Below are 21,098 nucleotides of genomic sequence, written 5' to 3' on the forward strand. Positions count from 1 at the left end.
CGACTACATCGAAATGTTTTACAATGCCAAGCGACGACATGGTAACAATGATGATGTGTCACCAGTCGAGTTTGAAAAGAACTATTTTATGAAGCTAAAAGGTATCTAGAAAACTTGGGGCGATTCATCTAATGCTGGATCAGAATGTATTGGGAATGACGATATATTCTGTAGAACCTCAAACTGATAGTTTGATTGTAAGAAATTCTTTATCTTTAATAGATATTCATAATACTTGAGCATTAATCGCTCAGAGTTCTCTTCTGTTGGAAGGTAATGGGATACGGTTTTTTGTAGCGAGCGGTGGAATAGCCTTAAAAACTTCAAGTGGCCTCTCGCTGAAAGGTAGGGCTTACCCTTATTTTGAAATATTTCATAGTTATAATTAGTTTCACCAGCGGCCTTAACTACTACAGCTTCAACAAATGTCCTTAGGTGAGAAAGTATGTTTTGTGAAAGAAATCCACGCTCATCTGGAGTGTATTGTTCAATTAGCTTACATATCGTTGTATTTGAGGTATTAATTTGTTCGTTTACACTTATTAGTCTCATGCAAAAATCCTTTTTATAATTATGTTGTGCAAATGCATATTAGCATTCTAGTTAAGTAACTCTAATTTCTCATTATCTAAATTATTGTTGTTAGGTATTTAGGCTTCTAGGCTTCTAGGCTTCTAGGCTTCCCAGCTAATCAGATATTATGGTATAAAATTAGTAGCTACATTTTTTTGGGGCTGAAATGGTGAACGAACACTGAGCTTTTGGCTCTTCCTGCTGCCAATGATGTATATCAATTTGAGGAGTACAACCCGCATCTTCTAATAAGGCATATTCTCCACTCTTATTGCATATAAGCATTATTGCTTCACTATTTTCAGTTGATATTTTTACCTTATAATCTAAGAAGGGTTCAGATAGCTTTGGGTCGTGCTTCGTTGCAAAAGTTAATAACTCTCTATCAGCGAGTTGCTCAGGGTACCCTTCATATTTTACCTTAGCTTGTACAGCTGCTGTAGCTTTAGTAAGGTTTGCTGCTAAGGAGTACATATCCTCTTGTTTCGCATTTGTACTACATCCATTGGTTGAAAATAAAACAATTAAACAAAAAGGTATAAGGCTTATGGAGCGTTTCTTTTTCATTAAGCTACTTCCTCCCACATTACTAACTTCCCACTTCTGGTATCTATTCCTGTATCTAAATTCCAATCACCTATTGCGTAAATGTAGTCTTTATTATTATCAAAAACTCCAGAGGCAATTATACCCCAGTAATGGCTCACATTGCGTATTGCAGTTTCAAACAACTCGTCGTAATCACAATTCCCACATGGAGTTTCCAAGTTCCTTATGTACGTGTTGTCGATATTTTCGTAAGCGGGGTATACAACCCCGGCTTTAGATGCCATATGGCGAGCGAAGGCGAATAATTTATTACCTTCGGACGCAATGTTGTCCATAATAAATCTAAAGTTACTATGCCAGCTATCTATATCTGGTCTGTTTGAAACAAAGCCCTGCTGATTTGCTTTTCTTAGCATGTACATCCATGCTTTTTTGATATCTGGATCAATTTTGTCTTTTGAGTATTGGTCGCTGCACTCTTGTAGCTTGTCAGTGTACTCCGTATGGCCTAACTCATTTCCTAAATTCAAAAGCTTATCAAAAATATATACATCTTGATGCATTTCGCAAATCCGATGTGCTTTTTGATTTTCTTCGTAAGGGCCAACTATTTTTTCTACTACCGGATGAATTGTCATGTCTGTAACAACATACGCTACATAACCTAACAACCAACTAAAGACCTTTTCTCTTTTTAAGCCACTAAGCTTTCTTACATGATTGACACCATTACTTATTACAGACGACGTATTTTCATAGTGCATAAAGTCTGCCCACTCTTTTGAGCTACCATCTGCCAGTGATAAGTAAGGGTAGTCGGGACTAACGCAGCCGAGATCGCAGTACTTTAAATGCCTTAGGATGTAGGGTATATGTTTTCTTTGAAGTCCTTTGATTGATTCAAGATTCGATGGGGCACAAGCTTGATTTACTAGTGTTAAGTGCGCATAAGCTCCTGGCATATTTCTCCTAATATATTTGTTTTGAAAAAGCCTGACAATTTCTTGTCAGGCTCTTGGAAGAGAAGCTGTATGAGCTTCTCCGTTCCCCCAATCTTGGTGATTTAAAGTGAATTAATTTTAAAGTCACCGCGTAACACATAATCTAATCATTACTATAATAAATAAGCCGTAAATCTCTCTTTATTTGTCGCAAATCTCTTCTTATGTGTCGCCTTACGCCAAAGCAGCAGATGGTTAGTCCCAGGATAGGGCGCCACCTGTTTGATACTCAATCACGCGAGTTTCGAAGAAGTTTTTCTCTTTCTTCAAGTCCATAATTTCACTCATCCATGGGAATGGATTCGATACGTTCTTGAACTGCGCTGGTAGGCCAAGCTGAGCCAGACGACGGTTACAGATGAACTGTAAGTATTCTTCCATCATGTTGGCGTTCATACCCAGTACGCCGCGAGGCATAGTGTCACGCGCGTATTCGATTTCAAGCTGTGTACCTTCCAGAATCATTTGGATAACTTCCTGCTGGAACTCTTCAGTCCACAGGTGTGGGTTTTCCATTTTGATCTGGTTGATAATATCGACACCGAAGTTCAGGTGCATCGATTCATCACGCAGGATGTACTGGAACTGCTCAGCAACACCAGTCATCTTGTTACGACGACCCATGGATAGAATCTGAGTAAAGCCACAGTAGAAGAAGATACCTTCCGTTACGCAGTAGAAGCCAATCAGGTTACGCAGTAACTCCTGATCCGATTCTGGAGTACCGGTTGTGAAAGCAGGGTTTGAAATACCCTGAGTATGTTTAATACTCCAGGCTGCTTTCTTGGCGATACTTGGAACTTCGCGGTACATGTTAAATACTTCGGCTTCGTCCATACCAAGAGACTCAACGCAGTACTGATAAGCGTGCGTGTGAATCGCTTCTTCGAAGGCCTGACGCAGGATGTACTGACGACACTCTGGGTTAGTGATTAGCCTGTAGATCGCTAGAACCAGGTTGTTCGCAACCAGCGAGTCAGCCGTTGAGAAGTAGCCTAAAGAACGCATGACGATTTTACGCTCGTCATCAGTTAGGCCGTTAGGATCTTTCCACGTCGCCACGTCTTTAGTCATGTTAATTTCTTGTGGCATCCAGTGGTTCGAACAGCCATCAAGATATTTTTGCCAAGCCCAGTCATATTTAAAAGGAACTAACTGGTTCAAGTCCGCACGACAGTTGATCATTTTCTTATCATCAACTTCGATACGTGCCGCACCCATTTCCAGTTCTTCAAGGCCGGGAGCTACGTCTAAATTTTCCAGTGATGCCTGTGCCTTCGCTACATTATCCAGCGCCTCTGGCTCGATGTATTCTTCTGATGTTGCCTGTGGTTCAACCGCTTGCTGAGGCTCGACCGCTGGTTTCGGCGCTTCGGCCTTAGCTTCAGGTTGCTTTGGTGGAGCTTTAGGAGCCTGTTTTTGCTCCGCTTTTTCTTCTTTGTTGTAGTCATCCCAGTTGAACATAATTTACCTCGTTAATGCTGTTGCTGTGTCGCTTGTTCGTGTCACGTCTCTCTGCTTGCAGCTGTTAACTGCAAAAATGGGAGCGATAAAGGCTCCCATTGTTTGTTATTGGCAAGCTTCGCAGTCTGGGTCATCAATGGAGCAGGCTTGCGGCGCTGCTGAACCAACAGATGTTGGAGATGCTGATACTGCGTTTAATTTGCCATCGCTAATGGTCGATTTTTCTGTGCTGGTCGCGCCCATTGAGCGTAAGTAGTAAGTCGTCTTAAGGCCTCGGAACCATGCCATACGATAGACCATATCCAGCTTCTTACCGGACGGCTCGCTCATATAAAGGTTGAGAGACTGAGCCTGGTCGATCCATTTTTGACGACGGCTGGCGGACTCGACTAACCACTTAGGTTCCACCTCAAAGGCATTTGCGAACAGGTCTTTCAGTTCCTGCGGTACACGATCGATAGGCGTTAAACTGCCTTCGTAGTATTTCAGGTCGTTGACCATAACGTTATCCCATAGGTTGCGAGCTTTAAGCTCTTTCACCATGTAGGGGTTAACTACGGTGAACTCACCAGACAGGTTCGATTTAACGTACAAGTTTTGATACGTTGGCTCGATTGACTGTGATACGCCGGTGATGTTTGAAATGGTTGCCGTTGGAGCAATCGCCATGACATTTGAGTTACGCATACCAACACTTTGTACGCGCTCACGAAGTGTATCCCAGTCCATGGTGCTGCTGGTGTCGACTTCGATGAATTCTTCACCGCGCTCGTCGATTAGCTTCTGAATGGAGTCGATCGGTAAGATACCTTGTGACCATAATGAACCCGCGAAGGATTCATAAGAACCACGCTCTTCAGCCAGGTCTGTCGACGCTTTAATCGCGTAATATGAAATGGCTTCCATCGCATTATCGGCAAACTCAACCGCACCTTCTGAACTGTACGGAATATTCTGGGTATACAAGGCGTCCTGGAAGCCCATCATACCCAGGCCAACAGGGCGGTGGCGCATGTTGGATTGACGCGCTGTTTCTACCGGGTAGAAGTTAATGTCAATCACGTTATCCAGCATACGGATCGCTGTGGTTACCGTTTTTTCAAGCTGTTCGGTGTTTAACTTGCCATCAACCATATGCTTAGGCAGGTTAACCGATCCCAGATTACACACTGCGATTTCTTCGCCAGCTTTGGTGTTCAATGTAATTTCGGTACATAGGTTCGAGCTGTGTACTACGCCCGCGTGTTGCTGTGGCGAGCGCAGGTTACAAGGATCTTTAAATGTAATCCATGGGTGGCCCGTTTCGAACAACATCGATAGCATTTTTCGCCACAAGTCTTTAGCCTGCATGGTCTTGGCAGTTTTCATCTTGCCGTATTTCGCCATCTCTTCGTAATACTCGTAACGCTCTTCAAATTCTTTACCGTACAGGTCGTGTAGATCCGGTACTTCGTTTGGACTGAACAAGGTCCATTCACTGTCGGTGCTGACGCGTTTCAAGAACAGGTCTGGTACCCAGTTAGCCGAGTTCATATCGTGCGTACGACGACGGTCATCACCCGTGTTTTTACGTAGCTCCAGGAACTCTTCGATGTCGATGTGCCATGTTTCTAAGTAGGCACAGACCGCACCTTTACGTTTACCGCCCTGGTTGACTGCGACCGCGGTATCGTTCGCCACTTTCAGGAAGGGTACAACACCTTGTGATTTACCGTTAGTGCCTTTGATGTAAGCGCCAAGACCACGTACTGGCGTCCAGTCGTTGCCCAGGCCGCCAGCGAACTTGGATAGCAGGGCGTTATCTTTAATCGCACCATAGATGCCATCCAGATCATCCGGAACGTTAGTCAGATAGCAGCTTGAAAGCTGTGGACGTAACGTACCTGAGTTGAACAGGGTAGGCGTCGAGCTCATGTAGTGGAACGTCGATAGAATGTTGTAGAACTCAATCGCGCGTTCTTCACGGTTATCTTCGTTAACCGCCAAGCCCATGGCGACACGCATCCAGAAAACCTGTGGTAGCTCAATGCGGATTTCGTCTTTATGAATAAAGTAGCGATCGTAAAGCGTCTGGATACCCAGGTAGGTAAACAGTAAGTCACGGTCTGCCTGAATCGCATTACCCAGCTTTTCCAGATCGAATGATAAAAGCTCCGGGCTTAATAATTCGTGTTCAACACCGACTTCCAGGTAAGCTTTAAATGCCTGCGGGTAAATCGCTGCCATTTCGCCCTGGGTCGCACGTTTCGCCACGCCAAGTTCACGTAATGCTTCGGTACGGATATTGTCGAGCAATACACGCGCCGTTACGTAAGAGTAGTTAGGCTCTACTTCGATCATGGTGCGAGCGGTCATCACCAGCGCCTGATAAACGTCGCTTAGTGCTACGCCATCGTACAGGTTACGCATGGTCTCTTTGATGATTTGTTCAGCATCGACGTCGCTTAAATTTTTACAGGCTTCAACCACGACAGTGTGTAAGCGTTGAACATCAAGAGGCTTTTCTTTGCCATCGGCGCCAGTCACCGTAACCACATTGTCGCCAACGAGAGCATCAAGCTTGTCGTTATCACGATCCGCACGCTCGCGTGCACGCTCTTCACGGTATAAAACGTAAGCACGGGCAACTTTCTGTTCACTGTTGCGCATCAGGGCCAGCTCAACCTGATCTTGAATATCTTCGATATGGATTGTGCCACCGCCCGGCATACGGCGATCAAATGCTTCCGTGATTTGTTTAGTCAGCTGACGTACCGTCTCGTGTACACGCGACGACGCAGCCGCATTGCCACCTTCAACAGCAAGAAAAGCTTTTGTCATTGCTACTTCGATTTTGCTGTCGTCATACGGTGTTACCTTGCCATTACGACGGATGACGCGTAATTCACCAGGTTTGTTTGCTTGGATTTCTGGGCTTGCGTCCGATTGTTGAGTAGGGGTTGATGCAGCTGTTTTTTTGGATTTGCTGACTTCGGTTTCCATCTTGCCTCCACAGACCTCTTGATACTTTGTAACCACTCGCCATCCAGTCTATTGAGCGGTTAGATTAATGACCGTTACTGTTTGGTTGTTATTTGTACAATGTCAATGCGCTTTTGCAATAAATCAACAAGTTAGGACAACTTGTTCATTTACCATATATAGGTAGCTCAAAAGCCTATGCATACAAGATAGTGCGTTTTTGCATTAGAAGCAAGGGTATATCTTGTGTAATTTTCTGTGGATAACTTGTGTGAAAAGCGGGGGTAACTTTCCAGCCCTTGTGGTGTCTGGCGTAGCGCCAGATCAAGTATTTTTAATTATTTTTTAGTGTCATAAAATTTTACAATGGTACGGCATTTGGGTAGACGATGAGGTGCTGAATATCCAGGTCGAACCCAATATCTTGTGATAATGAGTAGTCGTGGTGACTCGGGAAAACTGCTTTGAGGCGCTCTTTGTTGGGTAAAACCAGCTCATACTCGATGATAGCACCTTTAAACACCTTATGGCTGACCTTGCCGCGAAGGTTCGAATCAGGGTTAGGCTTGAGATCATCGGGGCGCATCAGGACCAGAACATCCTGTCTGGGATCAAAGTGGTAGCCGTTAGCAATTTTAAAGTCACCTAGGATGGTAGAAACTTTATCGTTTTCGCGACATATCTTGCCAGCGATGAAATAGCCTTCACCGATAAATGCCGCAATTTGCGCATCTTGCGGTTTATGATACAGGTTATAGGGACTATCCCACTGTAGCAGCTTACCCTCATGCATAACGCCAATATAGTCGGCCATGGCGAACGCTTCCTGCTGATCGTGTGTCACCAGGAGGTGGGCAATGTTCTGATCGGCGAGAACTTCTTTTAACTCCCTTGCCAAAGAACGGCGCAGATGAGTATCCAGACTGGAGAAAGGCTCATCCAGTAATACCAGTTTAGGCTTCGGTGCTATGGTGCGGGCTAAAGCGACGCGTTGCTGTTGTCCTCCCGATAACTGGTGTGGGTAACGCTCTGCCATACCGCCCAGCCCAACCAGCTCCAAACATTCCTGTACCCGGGCTTTTCTGTCTTTGCGTTTAAATTTGCGTAAACCAAAGGCGACATTGTCAAAAATACTGAGATGTGGGAATAGGGCATGATCCTGAAAGACCAGACCTAAATCTCGTTGTTCAGGAGGGCGCATCTGCGACGCGGTGGAGCAAATCTGACCGTGAATACTGATGGAGCCGTCAAAAATGGGTTCTAAACCAGCAATAGCCCTCAGTAACGTTGTTTTACCACAGCCACTGGCGCCGAGAAGACAGGCGCTATCCCCTTGTTTTAGCGAGAAGGTAATATCTTTAACGATAACTTGATCACCGTATCGGCACTCGACTTGGTTGAGGTGGAGCAGGGGATGGTTATCATTCATGCGCTAAAACTGAATTGCTAGTCATTCTCATTTAGCATTGCATTGTAACCATCATTGAGGCGGATGCCTAGCACTTCGATCAAGATTTCTTCCATTAATTGGGGCTGGGGGATGATAAATAACCTTGAAAAGCGTTATAATCGCCGCCACTTAAAAAGAGTGTAATTAGTTAATTGAGGTTCCCATGAGCGAAACGATCGAGCAGATTAAGCAGCAAATTGCCGACAACAAAGTTGTTATGTATATGAAGGGCTCGCCAAAACTTCCAATGTGCGGCTTCTCTGCCCAGGCGGTTCAGGCATTGATGGAGTGTGGGCACGAGTTTGCTTACGTTGACATCTTGCAAAATCCAGACATCCGTGCCGAGTTGCCAAAGTATGCCAACTGGCCAACATTCCCACAGTTATGGGTTGATGGTGAGCTGATCGGCGGTTGTGACATTATTCTTGAAATGTTCCAGCAAGGCGAACTACAACAGGTTCTTGATGAGTCTTACGGTAAAAAGCCTGAGTAAGATTCAGTTTAGCTGTTAAAAAAGCCGCATCTTGCGGCTTTTTTTGTGGGTGAGTTTCGTCATTACTTAACTTATATATTTATCTTGGAACTCACTTTTTATTGTTAAATATTATTTTGAATGTTCATTTTTTGGACGAGCAAAAAACGAACCAAAAAACTCGCCCCAAAAGTTAGGTCCAAAGGACTTCCCTCAAACCTCAATATTACTGATTGAGCCGTCAAACGAAACCTCCCTGTTTCGTCTTGACTAAATTGGGCTGTCCTGCCCAATTTGCTCGGTAATATTGACGTTTGGGGCTAACTTTTAAGGGGAAATTTGGTGCTGATCCATTCGATATACCGGAATATCGTAGCACCATGGGTGCTTCCGGTGATTGCTTACCGCGGTATCCAGTGAATAGCGCAGCTCAAAATAAGGGACAGCCCGTAGGATGGGTTAGCATTTATGCGTAACCCATCAGTGTCATTGTTAATGGGGTATGGCTGCCTTCTATTTCATAATCCTGTGCCTTTAGGTGTTGAGAGCATTATGCCGACAATAGTTCCTGAATTTTCTCCCGCTCCGGATTTCTCCATTCGACAAAGGAGCAGTCGTCGCTTAAGTCAAAGTGGGCTTTGCCGACCAGATCGTTAACGATAGTTGCCGAGCGCCAGCACATCAAACTCATTTGTGGCTCGGAGATGCCGTGGCTGTAGCGTCCGGCGTTAACGGCGTAAAGTTTATTCTCCTGTGGGCCATCCCATTGAATTGAGTAGTCGCGGTTGAGGATAAACTGTTGATCGTCACTGATTTCAAGACGATCTTTTAATGGCTCAAGATACTTCGGCACGGCATTTTCAAAACCGGTGGCCAGGATGATGATATCGCTGTGGTATTGCTCCATGGACCCATCAAATTTATTCTTCGCTTGTAGCGTGTAATCACCGGAATAATTCGACGCTATCAAGTCGCGATTGGGGCGCAGGCGATAGTTTTGCTCTTCTCCGGCGACGCGTTTTTCGTACAGCATTTCGTAAATGGTCTTTAGCGTCGACTCTGAAATGCCATCAGAGGCCAGCTTCTGCTCATCAACGATACTGTGCTTGGTGTTGGACGGCAGCGGGAAGAAACTGTCGATGTAATTCGGCGAGAACCATTCGTTGGTGAAGCAGGTTTCGTCCATTGGCAAGAAGTTACTGCGGCGCGATACCCAGTTAATTTCGGCTGGCTGCCCATCGTGTCCACTTAACAGGTGTAGGAAGATCTCGGCGCCGCTTTGACCGCCGCCGATAACGGTTACCCGTTTACCGCTGAAGTCGCGTTTTTGTGTGGCGAACTCAATGGCATGGAAGCATTGTTGCGGGTGGTGGATTGCTTCCAGCGCCGCTGGAATATGCGGGCGCTTACCAGTACCTAAACATAGTTTACGGCTGCGAACGGCAGGCTCGCCATTATCAAAGTGAATGTCAAATGCGTCGTCGTTAAACTCAATGGATTCGATCCCTTGGTTGAAATTGAGATAATCGATTTTGGCACTGACCCATTGCAGGTAATCATTATATTCCTGACGGCTGATGGCAGGGCGCTCGTTGTTTAAGAAAGCGTAGAAGCGTTTCTTGCTGACCAGATAAGCCAGAAAACTGAACGGGCTCTGTGGGTTAACTGCGGTGACCAGATCTTTTAAAAATGAAGTCTGCAGATAGGTATTGGGCAGCAGCATGCCCGGGTGCCAGCAGAAGCTGGATTTTTTATCGTAAAAAGCCACGTCAAGGTTGGGTATGTCATGGCACAGTGCGGCGATGGACAGGTTAAAGGGGCCGATGCCAACCCCAACTAAATCTTTCGTATTCATAGTCGTTGTTCCTGATTAGATTCTATAGTGGGTGTTGCGTTTCTTGAGCTATTTAAGCTGCTCTTATTGATAGACTCTTGGCGGTAGTCTTTCAGTCCCTGATGGATGGGATTCTCCAGAGGTGTTGCTAAACTGGGTAGTGGGCGTTCCGTATTATCCTGATAGCCAATGTCGAAACGAACTTTATTCAGACAGACGCGCTCGATCTTTTCTTTAAACAGATCGAGACGTTGAAAGCGCTTCTTATATTGAGGGTATTGCTGTCGGTAGTCCTCAAGGCTCTCGGCTAATAGTTGATAAAAGCGCTGTTCGGTTAGATTCAACTGTTGCTCGAATAGTGGCGACAAGAAACGGTAAACGCTAACAAAGTGTCCGGTTAATAGATCATGCAGTAAGTACTCTGATGGAAGTTTCGTCAGAAGTTGCTTCGCTTCGGCAGCGAGCTCACTTTGCTCTGGCAGCATCTTGTCGAGTAGCCGTAAGTCGCCATGGAAGTCTTTTATGGCAATGGCGGTTGGTATGCCTTTATCAAAGTAAGCCACCACATTTTGTCCATGAGCGATGACGCCAACGCCATACTTAATCATCAGGTGATAGAGCGGCACTGACATGATCTTGAATAGTTGCTGTAGCCACTGCTCTGCCGTTAAACCGCTGTGCTCGACCAGCTCTTTGACGACAGCGCTGCCATGGATATCTTTTTGCAGTAATGCTGAGAGCAGCATGTGTGTTTCAGATTCAGACTGGCGCTGGCTGTGGCTTGACTGACGCCAGATGGCCCCCAACATTTCGTGATAACGGTAGGGCGCTCCCTGAGCCTGCTTCTGGTACTGGTGGTTAAAATAGTACCCTGCGGGCTCCTGCAGAATCCTTAAACTGGTCTGTTGGAACAGTGAGTCCTGTTGTGTCAGCTGATACAGCCACTCGGAAATTTTATGACCGGCAGCGATAAACTTTTCCGGAACGCCGCGGTGGCAGGATGTGTTCAAAATGGTAATCGCTAACTTAACGTCATCATTGTTGGGGCGCGTAACATTACTCAGAGTGCGAATCGATTGTTGTGGCTGATAAAAGTCGCCAGTAATTCCCAACTCGATCAGCTCTAAGTTCTGCAATGCCCATTGGAATTGAGGCTTAATGTGGTGCTCGAACTGCCACGGGTGGCAGGGCATAATGCAGTAATCTTTTTTATCATACTGGCTACCCGTCAGGGCTCGTTCAAGCTTGTCCTGTAGTGCCTGATACTGCTGGTTATTCATCATGCCCAGTAGTAGAGACTGGTTGTCGAACGTTTTATCGTGGCCGGCGACTAACGTCGATTTTTTAGCGGCAATAAACTCCAGTTGGAATGGGTTTAACGACTCGGGGGCGTAACGCAGATTGTCCTGGTGTCCCCAGCCCAATCGACCACGGTTAGCGACAATTTTGGGGTGGGCATCGAGCAACCCCTGAAAATTGGTTTCGGCTAGTTTGAGCAGTTCGGACGAAGTGTATCGTTGAAATTTTTGCAGTCGATTCAAGTCGTTATTTAAGGTATTTTGAACGTCTTCGAGCCAATTGCCGAAGATGATATCATCGACCTTGAGTGCCTGTTTGAGATCGAGACAGAACCGTAGTGCATCAGTACAGGGCTGCTTGTTTCGTAGAAGACTTTCCTTGTCTATGTTGAGGCAGCTCCATCGCGACTGGTACGCAGAAAATTGATAAACCGCCTCTTCTCCGACAGCCACTTCGAATATACCTGGCTCCTTTTCACTTGCTGACAATTCTTCTTCGTAAATAAATTCGGACAGGGCGCGGGCCATCAGGTCCTGATTAGCCAAATGCCATAAGTTCTGTTGTGACAATCCCTGTTTCATGGCGTCACCTGATTAAGTATTGTCTCTTGGTAGAAGGTATCGCGGAAACATTCCAGCAGAGCTGCCCGTTTATGCGGAAAATCGAACTCTTTTTTCTTGGTAAAAGGCGTATGATCAAGATACTTCAGGATGGCTACATTATCGGCGCGCGGTTCGCCAACGATGCGCTCAGTACGCGGCTCGTCCTTGAAGATAAAATCGTTCACGATATTGAGCCATAACATGGTATTACGCTGGCCGAGAAATTGTTTTTCTCCGATTAGCAAGTGGTAGCCTCTGTCGAACAGGGTCGCGTCACAGTAAGGCGCGATACGATCATAGTAAGCCCAGTAGACTTCGAAATAGGCGCAGGGCGTGCCGTTTATCGAACCAATTACCGGTTCGATAAAGTCTTTGCTTTCAAGGTCGACGAGGTAGTTTTTTAGCTCTTCTTTCGACTGGTTCAGTTCCCAAAACTCATACACATACTGTTGGTTGTGCCAGTGATGAAAACGCTCTAAATCTTGCTTAATATCCAGTTTACGCAACTCGAAGGTTTGCTCTGTTTCTGCGTCGTGATATTGATAGAGCAATTCATCAGGATATTGCTTAAAGGGTGTCTCAATAGTTTCTGGTGTAGAATTCAACATGCTCGATACTCTCTAGGCAGCGTTAATTTTTGATTGTTCGGCGGTGATTGAAAACAACGGGTTGTCCATCTGGTGATAAATTAAAAATGGATCCTCCATGGTGTTTTCATTGATGGCGTGTAGGTTGCAGTAGAAATTACCCTTAGCCCATAGCTTGTCTGTCTGCAGCAAGTAATCCAGTACTCGCGTGTCGGGCAGGTTCTCGTTTTGCAGCGACTGCAGAAATTGCTGGTAAATGTCTTTGGCTTTGTTTTCACTCAGTAACCCGGTCAGGGTCAAACTACTGATGGCGTTAAAACAGGAATTGATCAGTAGGTAATAGGTAAACAGATGGATAACCATATCGTTATCGAACAGGTTGCCGCTGTCGCTGGTATCGTTTAGTAGCTGCTCGCCGTACAGCGTTTTTGCCAAAGCCGAAAAACCGGTTCCCTGACAGTCTCTAAAGTAGGCTTTGACTGGCATCATCTGTCGGTCCAGCTGCACCACAATATTCTGCTGATGAGCGCCGAATAACAGACCATACTCAGCCTGTGCTTTGAGGATGGGCCTGATGACCACATCTAAAAAGCGTCGCAGGAAAGTATCGGCTAAAGCATGTGCGTCACTCTGTTCGGTTTCGGCCACTTGTTGAAGCCGCAAACTGAGCCGATTGGTGGCTTTATCCGGGTAATCCTGTAACAGGCTGGATAATACTTCGGTATTACGGGTCGTCTTATCATCACCAAAGAATGGGTTGTCGCGCCAGATAATGGCGGTATTGGCAAGCGCGTTACCTTGAGCATCTTTGAGAGCGAGGCTAATCGGCTCATGCATGATGTCAAATGTCGGTAACTGCTGTGACATTTCGCGTGCTTTGTCTGAGGTTAACACCTTTTCTATGATCTGGCCGCGGATCATCTCTTCCGGCTGCAAATGGCGTACCGAGTTGGTCAGCTGGGTGGTCAGAGAAAACTTCAACATCCAGGGCGAGTCTGCCTGATACAGGCTTCGCAACGATGAAGTGGCGCGCCAGTATGTGCCGTGTTGCCCCAGGTCTACCAGTTGATGGTTTTCGAAGTAGGCCTGAAGTTGTGGCGACTGATGCCAGTGTTGTGCCTGCCATGGGTGGCAGGGGATAAGCAGCTGATTGCTTTTTAATCGTTGTGATAAAGCCAATAACGATTCGTCGTGCTTGATAAGGTCGTGACAGTACTCATCAATGGCTTTGTCGGTGCCGGAAAAGCTGTAAAGAATGTCTTTGTCAGCCGCAAACCAGCACAACTGGAAGCTTTGCCCAAATTCCGGAACATAGCGTTTTTCATCCTCTGCGTTAAAGCCGCTGCGTGATTTGGGGCAGGGATGAATGGAGTGACCAATCAACAAACTTTGTTCGCTGTCGATAAAGTGAAGTGGAGCCTGATAAAGCGATTCTAGGTCGTGACTACGATAATCAGTGACTTTGCTGATGTTGCTATGGCTTTCCAGTGAGCGCTGTATGACATTATGCAAATGCTCGGTCTGTGGCATGCCCATAACTTCATCGTGAAATAACTCAGGCGTTTGCTGAAGAAACTCGAGCAGTTGTTCGAAATTAAGCGCTGTGCCAATCGATTCGGTATTCGCTTGTAAGTACGATACCGGGTGGAAATAACTTCTGCCGAAAGCCGAGTGACGAATTAAGGGTAAGTAGAGTTGTTGATTGTCCGGAGTTTGGCTGTAGTAACCATGCTCGCACTGGGTGACGGCCTTCAGATTAGAGGGCAGGGCGGCATAATTCCAGCTGGAAAACTCGCGAACAAGGGCGTTTAGAAAGCAGTTTGCACTGGCATCAAACATCATATTCCTTCTCATTTTTGGGTTCTTATAGGCCGCATAAGATAGATCGAATGAGAATCATTATCAATAGCAAATGCGAATGATTTATGATAGATTTCGCATTAATTTATATTGAAGCAAAGAAATATCTTGTCGAAAATTGTGTTTGACGAGGTTTGAAAGGTTTAATTTTCAATGGCTTACATTAGAAAAGCGGGTTCTAGCATAATTTTATCCTGGTATTCTTTACCCGTTATCATGGGTATCTTCCAGAGCAGTCTGTTTGCTGCAACGCCGCAGTTTATTGCGCTAACGGGACTGGCTACGTGGCAATGGTCGATACTACTGTCACTACCAACGCTGTTCTTTTTAGTGTTATCGCCGCGTTGGGGAAGGTGGGCTGATAAAAGCGGCGCCAGCTATGTGATCCGGTATTCGGCTGTGGGACTGAGCTTGTCCATTATCAGCTTTGCGATTATCTGGTGGCTCGGTGTTAGTTACACATTTTCGCCACTCGTCTGGTTTATTGCCATTGGTTTCAGTCGGATACTTTACGGTATCAGTGCCAGTGGCGTTATGCCTATCTGTCAGTCTTTAGCGCTGGATACGAGTACCGTAAAAGAGGGGAGTGATGATTCCTTAAAGCGTCTCGGCTGGGTCTCGGCGGGATTATCGGTTGGTCGGATAGTTGGTCCGGTGTTGTTATTGTTGTTCGCCGTTTACATGGGCTGGCTATTCGGAATATTTTGCGCGGCTGCTATTGTCAGTCTGGTTTTCATCAGCCGCTTCAGTGTTAAGCATGCCCCACGACGAAAACAACAGCCAATGACGGATAAGGCTGAGCCAACTTCATTGCATCCATCGATAACATTAATGCTGTGCATGGCGTTTGCGGTGACACTTTATGTGGGCTATCTACAGTTTGTGCTAGGTCCACTATTTTTAGATTGGATGGAAACCAGTGAGGAAGCTACCAAATTGATGAGTTTAACCATGCTGGTCGTGGCCGCGGTGGCTTTGTTATGTCAGGTCTTTATCGTTAAACGGTTGGCGTGGCGCTCGCCCTCGATCTTGAGTGTTTTGGCATTGATTTTAACCCTGGCCTCATTATCACTGGGCTGGGTACATCAGCCGCTCGTGATCTTAATTGCCGTTATTCCAATGGCGCTATCCATTGCCTTGATGACGCCTGTCTATAGTCGCTTAGCCATGGCATCTTCGGAAGCCTCGAAAGGGCAAACCAGTGGACGATTAGCGGTTGCGCATACTGCTGGTTATCCAGCGGGGAGTTTGCTAGCGGGATTGTTTTACTCGATTAGCCCCGATTATTGGTGGCTGCCGCTTTGTCTGATTGCGTGTTTTATAGGGTTAGTCTCGGCAAGGTTACAGCTAATGCCGCAAAGCCAATTGCAGCAGTCATAACGCTTGGTATTTCGGTCAGAATACTTATAATGAATCTAAATAATAATGGTTAATAATTCTATTCTTAAATTTGGCCACGGCTTTGAGTTTGAGAGTCGAAGTTTGTCGAGATAATCACTATGTTACGAACAATAAATACGTCGCTTTTGGCTTTCCTCCAGGCGCTTGGTTTGTGCACTTTAATGGTTCTTTTTATGCCGGTATCTCTGCATAACCGGGTGCTGCTGACCGTGGTGTTGGTCGCGCCTATCTGGCTGGCTTTGGCATTATGGGTAACACAGAAGAATCAAATGAAACGAGTGCTATGGCAGCAGTTATTAAGTCTGGCGGTGATGACGGTTTTAATCTGGTTGGGACTAAGCTATGGCGACTAATAACAATAACGGCACCAAATTAAACGTCGGTATCTTTACCAAAGTGCATCGTAAGGTAGGGCTTTTCTTTATGCCGCTGCTATTGCTTATTGTGATTACCGGTGGCTTATCCCTGTTCCGTGCAGAACTGGTGCACTGGCAGTTTCCGCAATATGACGTTGGCCGATCTCATGTGCCGGGAATAGAAACAGAAACGAATAATTCGTCGCCGCGAAAGCACTGGCAGGAGTTGGTCGATATTGCACGCGATGAGTATGGATTCTCTCATAAGGATTTTCATATTTTCGATAATCGCCGCTTTGGTGACTACATCGTTTTCTATAATAAAACCAATAAAATCGAAGACATGCTTTTCATGGATGCGGTAACCGGTAAAGCCATCGACAGTAGTGAATTAACGTTCAGCGAAACCGTTTACGACATGCATATGCGGTTGTTACTACCGAGTTCATGGGGAAAATATCTGGTTGGCATACTGGGGTTGTTACTGACTTATTTAGTGTTTACCGGCTTTTTAGCACATAAAAATATTCGTAAGAATTTTTACCGTTTACGTTTGCACAAAGGGCGGCAGATTTTCACCACTGACCTACACAAACTGCTGGGCAGCTGGAGTCTGTTTTTCAGTGGCCTGATGGCGATTACTGGGGCCCTGTTGGGGCTCTTCGGTATCGTACTGATCGTATTAGCCTTGGCTGCTTACGGCGGCGATCAACAAGCACTTATTACGGACTTTTTAGGCTCTCATCCGAAAGCTGCAGGCGGCACGGCTGACTTGATGCCTTTGGACTCGCTGTATGAACTGGCCAGGCAGCAATGGACCGGTTTTTCGATTAGCACCATGGAAATTCATAATTATGCCGATCCGGCGATGCGAGTGACTTTCGAAGGCGAATTGTTAAACGGTTTTCTAACCCAGCAACATATCACCTTGAATGCCATCAGTGGTGAGACGACTTTTATCACTGACTTCACCGATAAAGGTGTCGGCGGTTATATGTACAGCGCTTTACCCAGCCTGCATTTTGCCAGCTTCGGTGGAATCTGGTTAAAGCTGATTTACTGGTTTCTGACCCTGGTGTTACTGCTGGTCATGCTAACCGGAATGAGCATTAAGTCCTTGCGCTTAAGAGGTCGCGGCTTTTCTAAACCGGATCTTGTGGCTGTAGTGCTGAGTGAGACCGTGCTTATGGCGAGCGCGCTGGCTTGTCTGTTTGCGTTGAATGCAAACTGGTCCATCAATCCGGCTAACGCAACCACATTAAGTGTGATCACGCTCGTCGCTTTGATTTACAGCCTTGTGCAGAGGTTTGTATTGAAGATGCTTCCTGACGGTATGAATAGCGCAGCGATAATGTTTGCCGTGGTAGCGGTCTCTGGGGTATTTGCGCATGGCGTTTTAGTGTTTACCATATTTAGCACTGTTGCTCTGACGCTTTGGTTGAGTCAAAAGGTAGCAACCATGGTTGAGAAGAGTCATTGAAATAAGGGCAAAAGCTGAGTATTGTTTTGATATACCCTAATGGAGTCATTAGTCATGGAACAAGAAAAGCATATAGCGTTGTTTATCGATACCGATAATGTATCCAGTAAGTATATCGACTTGATACTGTCGGATCTGGCAAGCCATGGTCGAGTTGTTATTCGTAAAGCTTATGGCAACTGGACAAAAGAAGGCTTAAAGGGGTGGATAGACATATTGCCGGAACATGCGATCCAGCCAGTTCAGCAATTTGATCTGGCGAAAGGTAAAAATGCCACAGATATGGCGATGGCGATCGATGTCATGGATGTTCTGTACACCAAAGAAGTCGATACTTTTTGTCTGGTGACTTCTGACTCTGACTTTACGCCGTTATCGATGCGCTTAATCAATGAGGGCAAGTTAGTGTTTGGTTATGGAGAGGAAAAGACTAAGGATGTTTTTAAGAACTCCTGTAGTCGTTTTCTAATCTTAGATTCTAAGCTCAGTAATGAGCAAATCCAAAAAACTACTCCAAGCAAACTGAAACAAGATACTAAACTGATTTCCCTGATTAGAGATGCCATCGATCTCAATTCAGACGATAAGGGCTGGGCGCCACTCGGTTCCATTGGCTCCTTTATTACCAATAAATCATCCATTGATTATAGAAACTATGGTTACAAAAAACTGAGTGAATTGATTAAGGTGATTGATCTCTTCCAGACAAAAAAAGCGGGTAATCAGATCCTGGTCAAAGATAAGAAAACGAATGACGACTGAATGTAAAGTCATTGGTCATCGCGGGGCGATGGGCCTGGAGCCGGAAAATACCTTGCGTTCTATTCGTCGAGCGCTTGAGTTAGGTGTCGATGGCGTGGAATTCGATGTGCAGAACATTGATGGCGCACTGCTTATCTTTCATGATGAAATGCTGGAACGTACGACTAATGGTGAAGGCGAGCTGATCGATCATTCTGTAGAGTATTTACGTCAACTGGATGCCGGGAAGGGTGAAAAGATTCCGCTGCTTAGTGAAGTGGTGGATTTAATTGGTAACCAGGCTTTCATTAACATCGAATTGAAAGGACTAGATACCGCAAGCTTGGTCATGGATCTGGTGAAGCTGCTGGATAAAGAGCGATTTAAAAAAGAGCAGTTTATTATCTCCTCCTATCATTATTCCGAGCTGTATCTGGTGCACCAGTTAGATCCAGAAATTAAGATTGGGGTTATTGTCGATGAGCAATCTGTAGCCGCATTGGATTTTGCCGATGAAATCGATGCTTATAGCCTCCATCCAAGGTTTTCACTACTGGATCATGAACTGGTGCATGAAGCCCATGCCGCCGGGATGAAAGTGTATGTGCATACCGTGAATGATTTAGCAAAGATTCAGCACGCAAAACAGCTTGGTGTGGATGGTGTTTTTACCGATTATCCGGACCGGGTATTGGAGTTCTTAAAGCAATCTTAAGTCAATAAAAAAGGGCGCTAAAAAGCGCCCTGATAAATCATCTAGAGACCTAGTTGCCGTCTTCTTCAAGCTTCTCGGCAAGATAGTTCTGGATACCAATTTTTTCGATTAAGCCGAGTTGAGTTTCCAGCCAGTCGACATGTTCTTCCTCGCTTTCCAGGATGTCTTGCAGTAGATCTCGGCTGACAAAGTCACGAACTTTCTCGCAGTATTCGATACCATCACGTAAATCCGGGATCGCGTCCATTTCCAGCGCCAGATCGCACCCCAGCATCTCTTTAGCATCTTCGCCAATGCGTAACCGGCCCAGATCTTGCAAGTTTGGTAAGCCTTCTAAAAACAGGATTCGCTCGATAAGCCAGTCAGCATGCTTCATTTCATCGATTGACTCATCGTATTCATGCTCTGCCAGCTCCTTTAAGCCCCAGTCCTTGTACATGCGTGCATGTAAAAAATACTGGTTAATGGCAACCAGCTCATTACCTAACACTTTGTTTAATATTTCAATAACCTTTGCGTCGCCTTTCATGGCAAACTCCAATAATTTGTCAGTAATGTATTTATTGTAGGTTGAGTAGGGTGCCGGATCAAGCTCAGTGTTATGTAACTTATTGAAATACAATGAAAATTAGAAGTGTTATCAATTGGTAGTTATTCTTATTTGAAAAGCAAGCAGCTATAGCGGTAACAAGCACGAGCGAGACGTAGAAAGTATCAGTTTATACCGGTAAGGGGAGGGAGGAATAAAAAAGCCGCTGTAAATTAAGCGGCCTGAATAGCGATTCTACCGATGTCAGCGGCAGGTTGTACATCGATCTCCGCACGAGTCGAGCGAAGTATCTGTTTTGCGTCTCTAGCGCACTTACCACACTGGGTAGCAACCCCCATCTTGTTCAAGCAACGCATGGAGCAGGCACCTTCACAGGCGGCTCGTTTAATTTCTTTGTCGGTAACAGCTTTACACAAACAAACGTACATAATTCTTAATACTCATGGCTAGCAGCATCTTCAATAGTTGAGATTTTGCTACAAATGAGAATGATTGTCAATAATCTTTGTATTGTTATTTGGGAATGATTGTATTTCGTTGATTTTTCATAAAAAAAGGCCGCTAAAAGCGGCCTAAATGGGGGAGGGAGTTGCAAAAATTATTGGATTCGAGCAGTAAAATCGGCGATACGCTTACCCAAAGCTTTGGCGGTATCCTTGTCCGACTGCGGTGGAACCACTTCGGAACCCTGATCGGCATTGCTTTGCGCCATAGCGCCTAAGTAGCTGCCAATGCGGTTTAAGTCGTCGGGAGAACCGTTACTCGAATTGTTGCCGGGCATAAGGCCCAAACCCAGCCAGGCCATACCATGTTGCGCGGCAAAGACCGACATTTGGACAAGGGTATTGAGCTTATCACCACTGAATGAAGCGGAATTGGTAAAACCCGCTGCCAGCTTGTCTTTCCAGCCCTGCTCAGCCCAGACTTTCGACGACTTATCCATAAAGCCTTTAAATTCAGCGCTAACGCTACCCATGTAGGTGGGGCTACCAAAAATAATGGCCTTAGCCTGTGCTAAATCGTCCCAGCGCTCGTCCACTTCGTCCACAGAGATCAGGCGGACGTCGCTACTGGCTTCTTTAGCACCGTCAGCGACAGCGTCGGCTAAAACTTTGGTGTGGCCAAAGCCACTGTGATAAACCACGGCAATTGTGTTGTTACTCATCATGTTTCTCCAAAAAATAACTTGATGGACACAATTTA

At 45.7% G+C, this 21,098-nt stretch carries 20 protein-coding genes; 7 read left to right on the forward strand and 13 right to left on the reverse strand.

Annotated features, from left to right (window positions below; translation table 11 throughout):
• On the forward strand, window positions 1-109 hold a 109-nt coding region (locus H7708_RS08805; RefSeq protein ID WP_223669690.1), incomplete at its 5' end, for an IS3 family transposase.
• Here H7708_RS08805 and H7708_RS08810 read toward each other — a convergent pair.
• From H7708_RS08810 to H7708_RS08835, 6 genes are all read right to left on the reverse strand, one after another.
• On the reverse strand, window positions 106-552 hold the full coding sequence (locus tag H7708_RS08810; RefSeq protein WP_223670265.1) for a hypothetical protein: 447 nt from the start codon (window positions 550-552) through the stop codon (window positions 106-108). The two genes, H7708_RS08805 and H7708_RS08810, sit on opposite strands and share 4 nt — an antisense overlap.
• A gap of 159 nt (window positions 553-711) precedes the next feature.
• Window positions 712-1,140 (reverse strand): hypothetical protein, encoded by a 429-nt coding sequence (locus H7708_RS08815; protein ID WP_223670267.1) that lies wholly within the window; start codon window positions 1,138-1,140, stop codon window positions 712-714.
• A complete protein-coding gene (locus H7708_RS08820) occupies window positions 1,140-2,084 on the reverse strand; it encodes a zinc dependent phospholipase C family protein (protein ID WP_223670268.1) in 945 nt (314 codons plus the stop codon). Before H7708_RS08820 ends, H7708_RS08815 begins: the two co-directional genes overlap by 1 nt.
• Window positions 2,085-2,318: 234 nt before the next feature.
• On the reverse strand, window positions 2,319-3,587 hold the full coding sequence (locus H7708_RS08825) for a ribonucleotide-diphosphate reductase subunit beta (protein ID WP_223670270.1): 1,269 nt from the start codon (window positions 3,585-3,587) through the stop codon (window positions 2,319-2,321).
• 105 nt (window positions 3,588-3,692) lie between these two features.
• On the reverse strand, window positions 3,693-6,569 hold the full coding sequence (locus tag H7708_RS08830) for a ribonucleoside-diphosphate reductase subunit alpha (protein ID WP_223670271.1): 2,877 nt from the start codon (window positions 6,567-6,569) through the stop codon (window positions 3,693-3,695).
• Window positions 6,570-6,909: 340 nt separating this feature from the next.
• Window positions 6,910-7,977, reverse strand: coding sequence for an ABC transporter ATP-binding protein (locus H7708_RS08835; RefSeq protein WP_223670272.1), 1,068 nt, complete (start codon window positions 7,975-7,977; stop codon window positions 6,910-6,912).
• A 184-nt stretch (window positions 7,978-8,161) separates the two neighbouring features.
• Between H7708_RS08835 and grxD the strand changes: the two genes are divergently transcribed.
• Window positions 8,162-8,491, forward strand: a complete 330-nt coding sequence (grxD, locus tag H7708_RS08840) for a Grx4 family monothiol glutaredoxin (protein ID WP_046560841.1) — start codon at window positions 8,162-8,164, stop codon at window positions 8,489-8,491.
• A gap of 529 nt (window positions 8,492-9,020) precedes the next feature.
• On the opposite strand, the gene H7708_RS08845 is transcribed toward grxD, so the two are convergent.
• From H7708_RS08845 to H7708_RS08860, 4 genes are read right to left on the reverse strand one after another with little or no spacing between them, the layout of a single operon-like run.
• The gene (locus H7708_RS08845; RefSeq protein ID WP_223670274.1) at window positions 9,021-10,325 is read right to left on the reverse strand and encodes a lysine N(6)-hydroxylase/L-ornithine N(5)-oxygenase family protein; all 1,305 of its coding nucleotides are present in this window, start codon (window positions 10,323-10,325) and stop codon (window positions 9,021-9,023) included.
• Window positions 10,322-12,184 carry an IucA/IucC family protein gene (locus tag H7708_RS08850; RefSeq protein WP_223670276.1) on the reverse strand — a complete coding sequence of 621 codons (1,863 nt, stop codon included), beginning with the start codon at window positions 12,182-12,184 and terminating at the stop codon, window positions 10,322-10,324. The genes H7708_RS08845 and H7708_RS08850 overlap by 4 nt, the downstream gene beginning before the upstream one ends.
• Window positions 12,181-12,813 carry a GNAT family N-acetyltransferase gene (locus H7708_RS08855; protein WP_223670278.1) on the reverse strand — a complete coding sequence of 211 codons (633 nt, stop codon included), beginning with the start codon at window positions 12,811-12,813 and terminating at the stop codon, window positions 12,181-12,183. The genes H7708_RS08850 and H7708_RS08855 overlap by 4 nt, the downstream gene beginning before the upstream one ends.
• 12 nt (window positions 12,814-12,825) lie before the next feature.
• Entirely contained in the window at window positions 12,826-14,646 is a 1,821-nt protein-coding gene (locus tag H7708_RS08860) for an IucA/IucC family protein (protein ID WP_223670280.1), read from the reverse strand.
• 159 nt (window positions 14,647-14,805) lie between these two features.
• On the opposite strand from H7708_RS08860, the gene H7708_RS08865 reads away from it, so the two are divergent.
• From H7708_RS08865 to H7708_RS08885, 5 genes are all read left to right on the forward strand, one after another.
• Window positions 14,806-16,032 (forward strand): MFS transporter, encoded by a 1,227-nt coding sequence (locus H7708_RS08865; protein WP_223670282.1) that lies wholly within the window; start codon window positions 14,806-14,808, stop codon window positions 16,030-16,032.
• A gap of 194 nt (window positions 16,033-16,226) precedes the next feature.
• The gene (locus H7708_RS08870; protein ID WP_223670283.1) at window positions 16,227-16,406 is read left to right on the forward strand and encodes a hypothetical protein; all 180 of its coding nucleotides are present in this window, start codon (window positions 16,227-16,229) and stop codon (window positions 16,404-16,406) included.
• On the forward strand, window positions 16,396-17,889 hold the full coding sequence (locus tag H7708_RS08875) for a PepSY-associated TM helix domain-containing protein (protein WP_223670284.1): 1,494 nt from the start codon (window positions 16,396-16,398) through the stop codon (window positions 17,887-17,889). Before H7708_RS08870 ends, H7708_RS08875 begins: the two co-directional genes overlap by 11 nt.
• A gap of 54 nt (window positions 17,890-17,943) precedes the next feature.
• Window positions 17,944-18,651, forward strand: coding sequence for an NYN domain-containing protein (locus H7708_RS08880; RefSeq protein ID WP_223670295.1), 708 nt, complete (start codon window positions 17,944-17,946; stop codon window positions 18,649-18,651).
• Entirely contained in the window at window positions 18,641-19,345 is a 705-nt protein-coding gene (locus H7708_RS08885) for a glycerophosphodiester phosphodiesterase (RefSeq protein ID WP_223670297.1), read from the forward strand. Before H7708_RS08880 ends, H7708_RS08885 begins: the two co-directional genes overlap by 11 nt.
• 49 nt (window positions 19,346-19,394) lie before the next feature.
• Here H7708_RS08885 and bfr read toward each other — a convergent pair whose 3' ends face one another.
• The 3 genes from bfr to H7708_RS08900 all read right to left on the reverse strand — a co-directional run bounded on the left by bfr (window position 19,395) and on the right by H7708_RS08900 (window position 21,060).
• Window positions 19,395-19,874 (reverse strand): bacterioferritin, encoded by a 480-nt coding sequence (bfr, locus tag H7708_RS08890; RefSeq protein ID WP_223670299.1) that lies wholly within the window; start codon window positions 19,872-19,874, stop codon window positions 19,395-19,397.
• Window positions 19,875-20,107: 233 nt separating this feature from the next.
• Window positions 20,108-20,323 (reverse strand): (2Fe-2S)-binding protein, encoded by a 216-nt coding sequence (locus H7708_RS08895; protein WP_223670301.1) that lies wholly within the window; start codon window positions 20,321-20,323, stop codon window positions 20,108-20,110.
• Between the two features lie 170 nt (window positions 20,324-20,493).
• Complete coding sequence (locus H7708_RS08900) at window positions 20,494-21,060, reverse strand: flavodoxin family protein (protein ID WP_223670302.1); 567 nt, start codon at window positions 21,058-21,060, stop codon at window positions 20,494-20,496.
• Between the last annotated feature and the right edge of the window lie 38 nt (window positions 21,061-21,098).

It is taken from the genome of Kangiella shandongensis (assembly GCF_020005365.1).
GTDB lineage: Bacteria > Pseudomonadota > Gammaproteobacteria > Enterobacterales > Kangiellaceae > Kangiella > Kangiella shandongensis.

Excerpts from the sequence above, each read along its gene's own strand:
- H7708_RS08810 (WP_223670265.1), bottom strand. The coding sequence starts at position 552 with ATGAGACTAATAAGTGTAAACGAACAAATTAATACCTCAAATACAACG.
- H7708_RS08815 (WP_223670267.1), bottom strand. The coding sequence starts at position 1,140 with ATGAAAAAGAAACGCTCCATAAGCCTTATACCTTTTTGTTTAATTGTT.
- H7708_RS08820 (WP_223670268.1), bottom strand. The coding sequence starts at position 2,084 with ATGCCAGGAGCTTATGCGCACTTAACACTAGTAAATCAAGCTTGTGCC.
- H7708_RS08825 (WP_223670270.1), bottom strand. The coding sequence starts at position 3,587 with ATGTTCAACTGGGATGACTACAACAAAGAAGAAAAAGCGGAGCAAAAA.
- H7708_RS08830 (WP_223670271.1), bottom strand. The coding sequence starts at position 6,569 with ATGGAAACCGAAGTCAGCAAATCCAAAAAAACAGCTGCATCAACCCCT.
- H7708_RS08835 (WP_223670272.1), bottom strand. The coding sequence starts at position 7,977 with ATGAATGATAACCATCCCCTGCTCCACCTCAACCAAGTCGAGTGCCGA.
- grxD (WP_046560841.1), top strand. The coding sequence starts at position 8,162 with ATGAGCGAAACGATCGAGCAGATTAAGCAGCAAATTGCCGACAACAAA.
- H7708_RS08845 (WP_223670274.1), bottom strand. The coding sequence starts at position 10,325 with ATGAATACGAAAGATTTAGTTGGGGTTGGCATCGGCCCCTTTAACCTG.
- H7708_RS08850 (WP_223670276.1), bottom strand. The coding sequence starts at position 12,184 with ATGAAACAGGGATTGTCACAACAGAACTTATGGCATTTGGCTAATCAG.
- H7708_RS08855 (WP_223670278.1), bottom strand. The coding sequence starts at position 12,813 with ATGTTGAATTCTACACCAGAAACTATTGAGACACCCTTTAAGCAATAT.
- H7708_RS08860 (WP_223670280.1), bottom strand. The coding sequence starts at position 14,646 with ATGAGAAGGAATATGATGTTTGATGCCAGTGCAAACTGCTTTCTAAAC.
- H7708_RS08865 (WP_223670282.1), top strand. The coding sequence starts at position 14,806 with ATGGCTTACATTAGAAAAGCGGGTTCTAGCATAATTTTATCCTGGTAT.
- H7708_RS08870 (WP_223670283.1), top strand. The coding sequence starts at position 16,227 with ATGCCGGTATCTCTGCATAACCGGGTGCTGCTGACCGTGGTGTTGGTC.
- H7708_RS08875 (WP_223670284.1), top strand. The coding sequence starts at position 16,396 with ATGGCGACTAATAACAATAACGGCACCAAATTAAACGTCGGTATCTTT.
- H7708_RS08880 (WP_223670295.1), top strand. The coding sequence starts at position 17,944 with ATGGAACAAGAAAAGCATATAGCGTTGTTTATCGATACCGATAATGTA.
- H7708_RS08885 (WP_223670297.1), top strand. The coding sequence starts at position 18,641 with ATGACGACTGAATGTAAAGTCATTGGTCATCGCGGGGCGATGGGCCTG.
- bfr (WP_223670299.1), bottom strand. The coding sequence starts at position 19,874 with ATGAAAGGCGACGCAAAGGTTATTGAAATATTAAACAAAGTGTTAGGT.
- H7708_RS08895 (WP_223670301.1), bottom strand. The coding sequence starts at position 20,323 with ATGTACGTTTGTTTGTGTAAAGCTGTTACCGACAAAGAAATTAAACGA.
- H7708_RS08900 (WP_223670302.1), bottom strand. The coding sequence starts at position 21,060 with ATGAGTAACAACACAATTGCCGTGGTTTATCACAGTGGCTTTGGCCAC.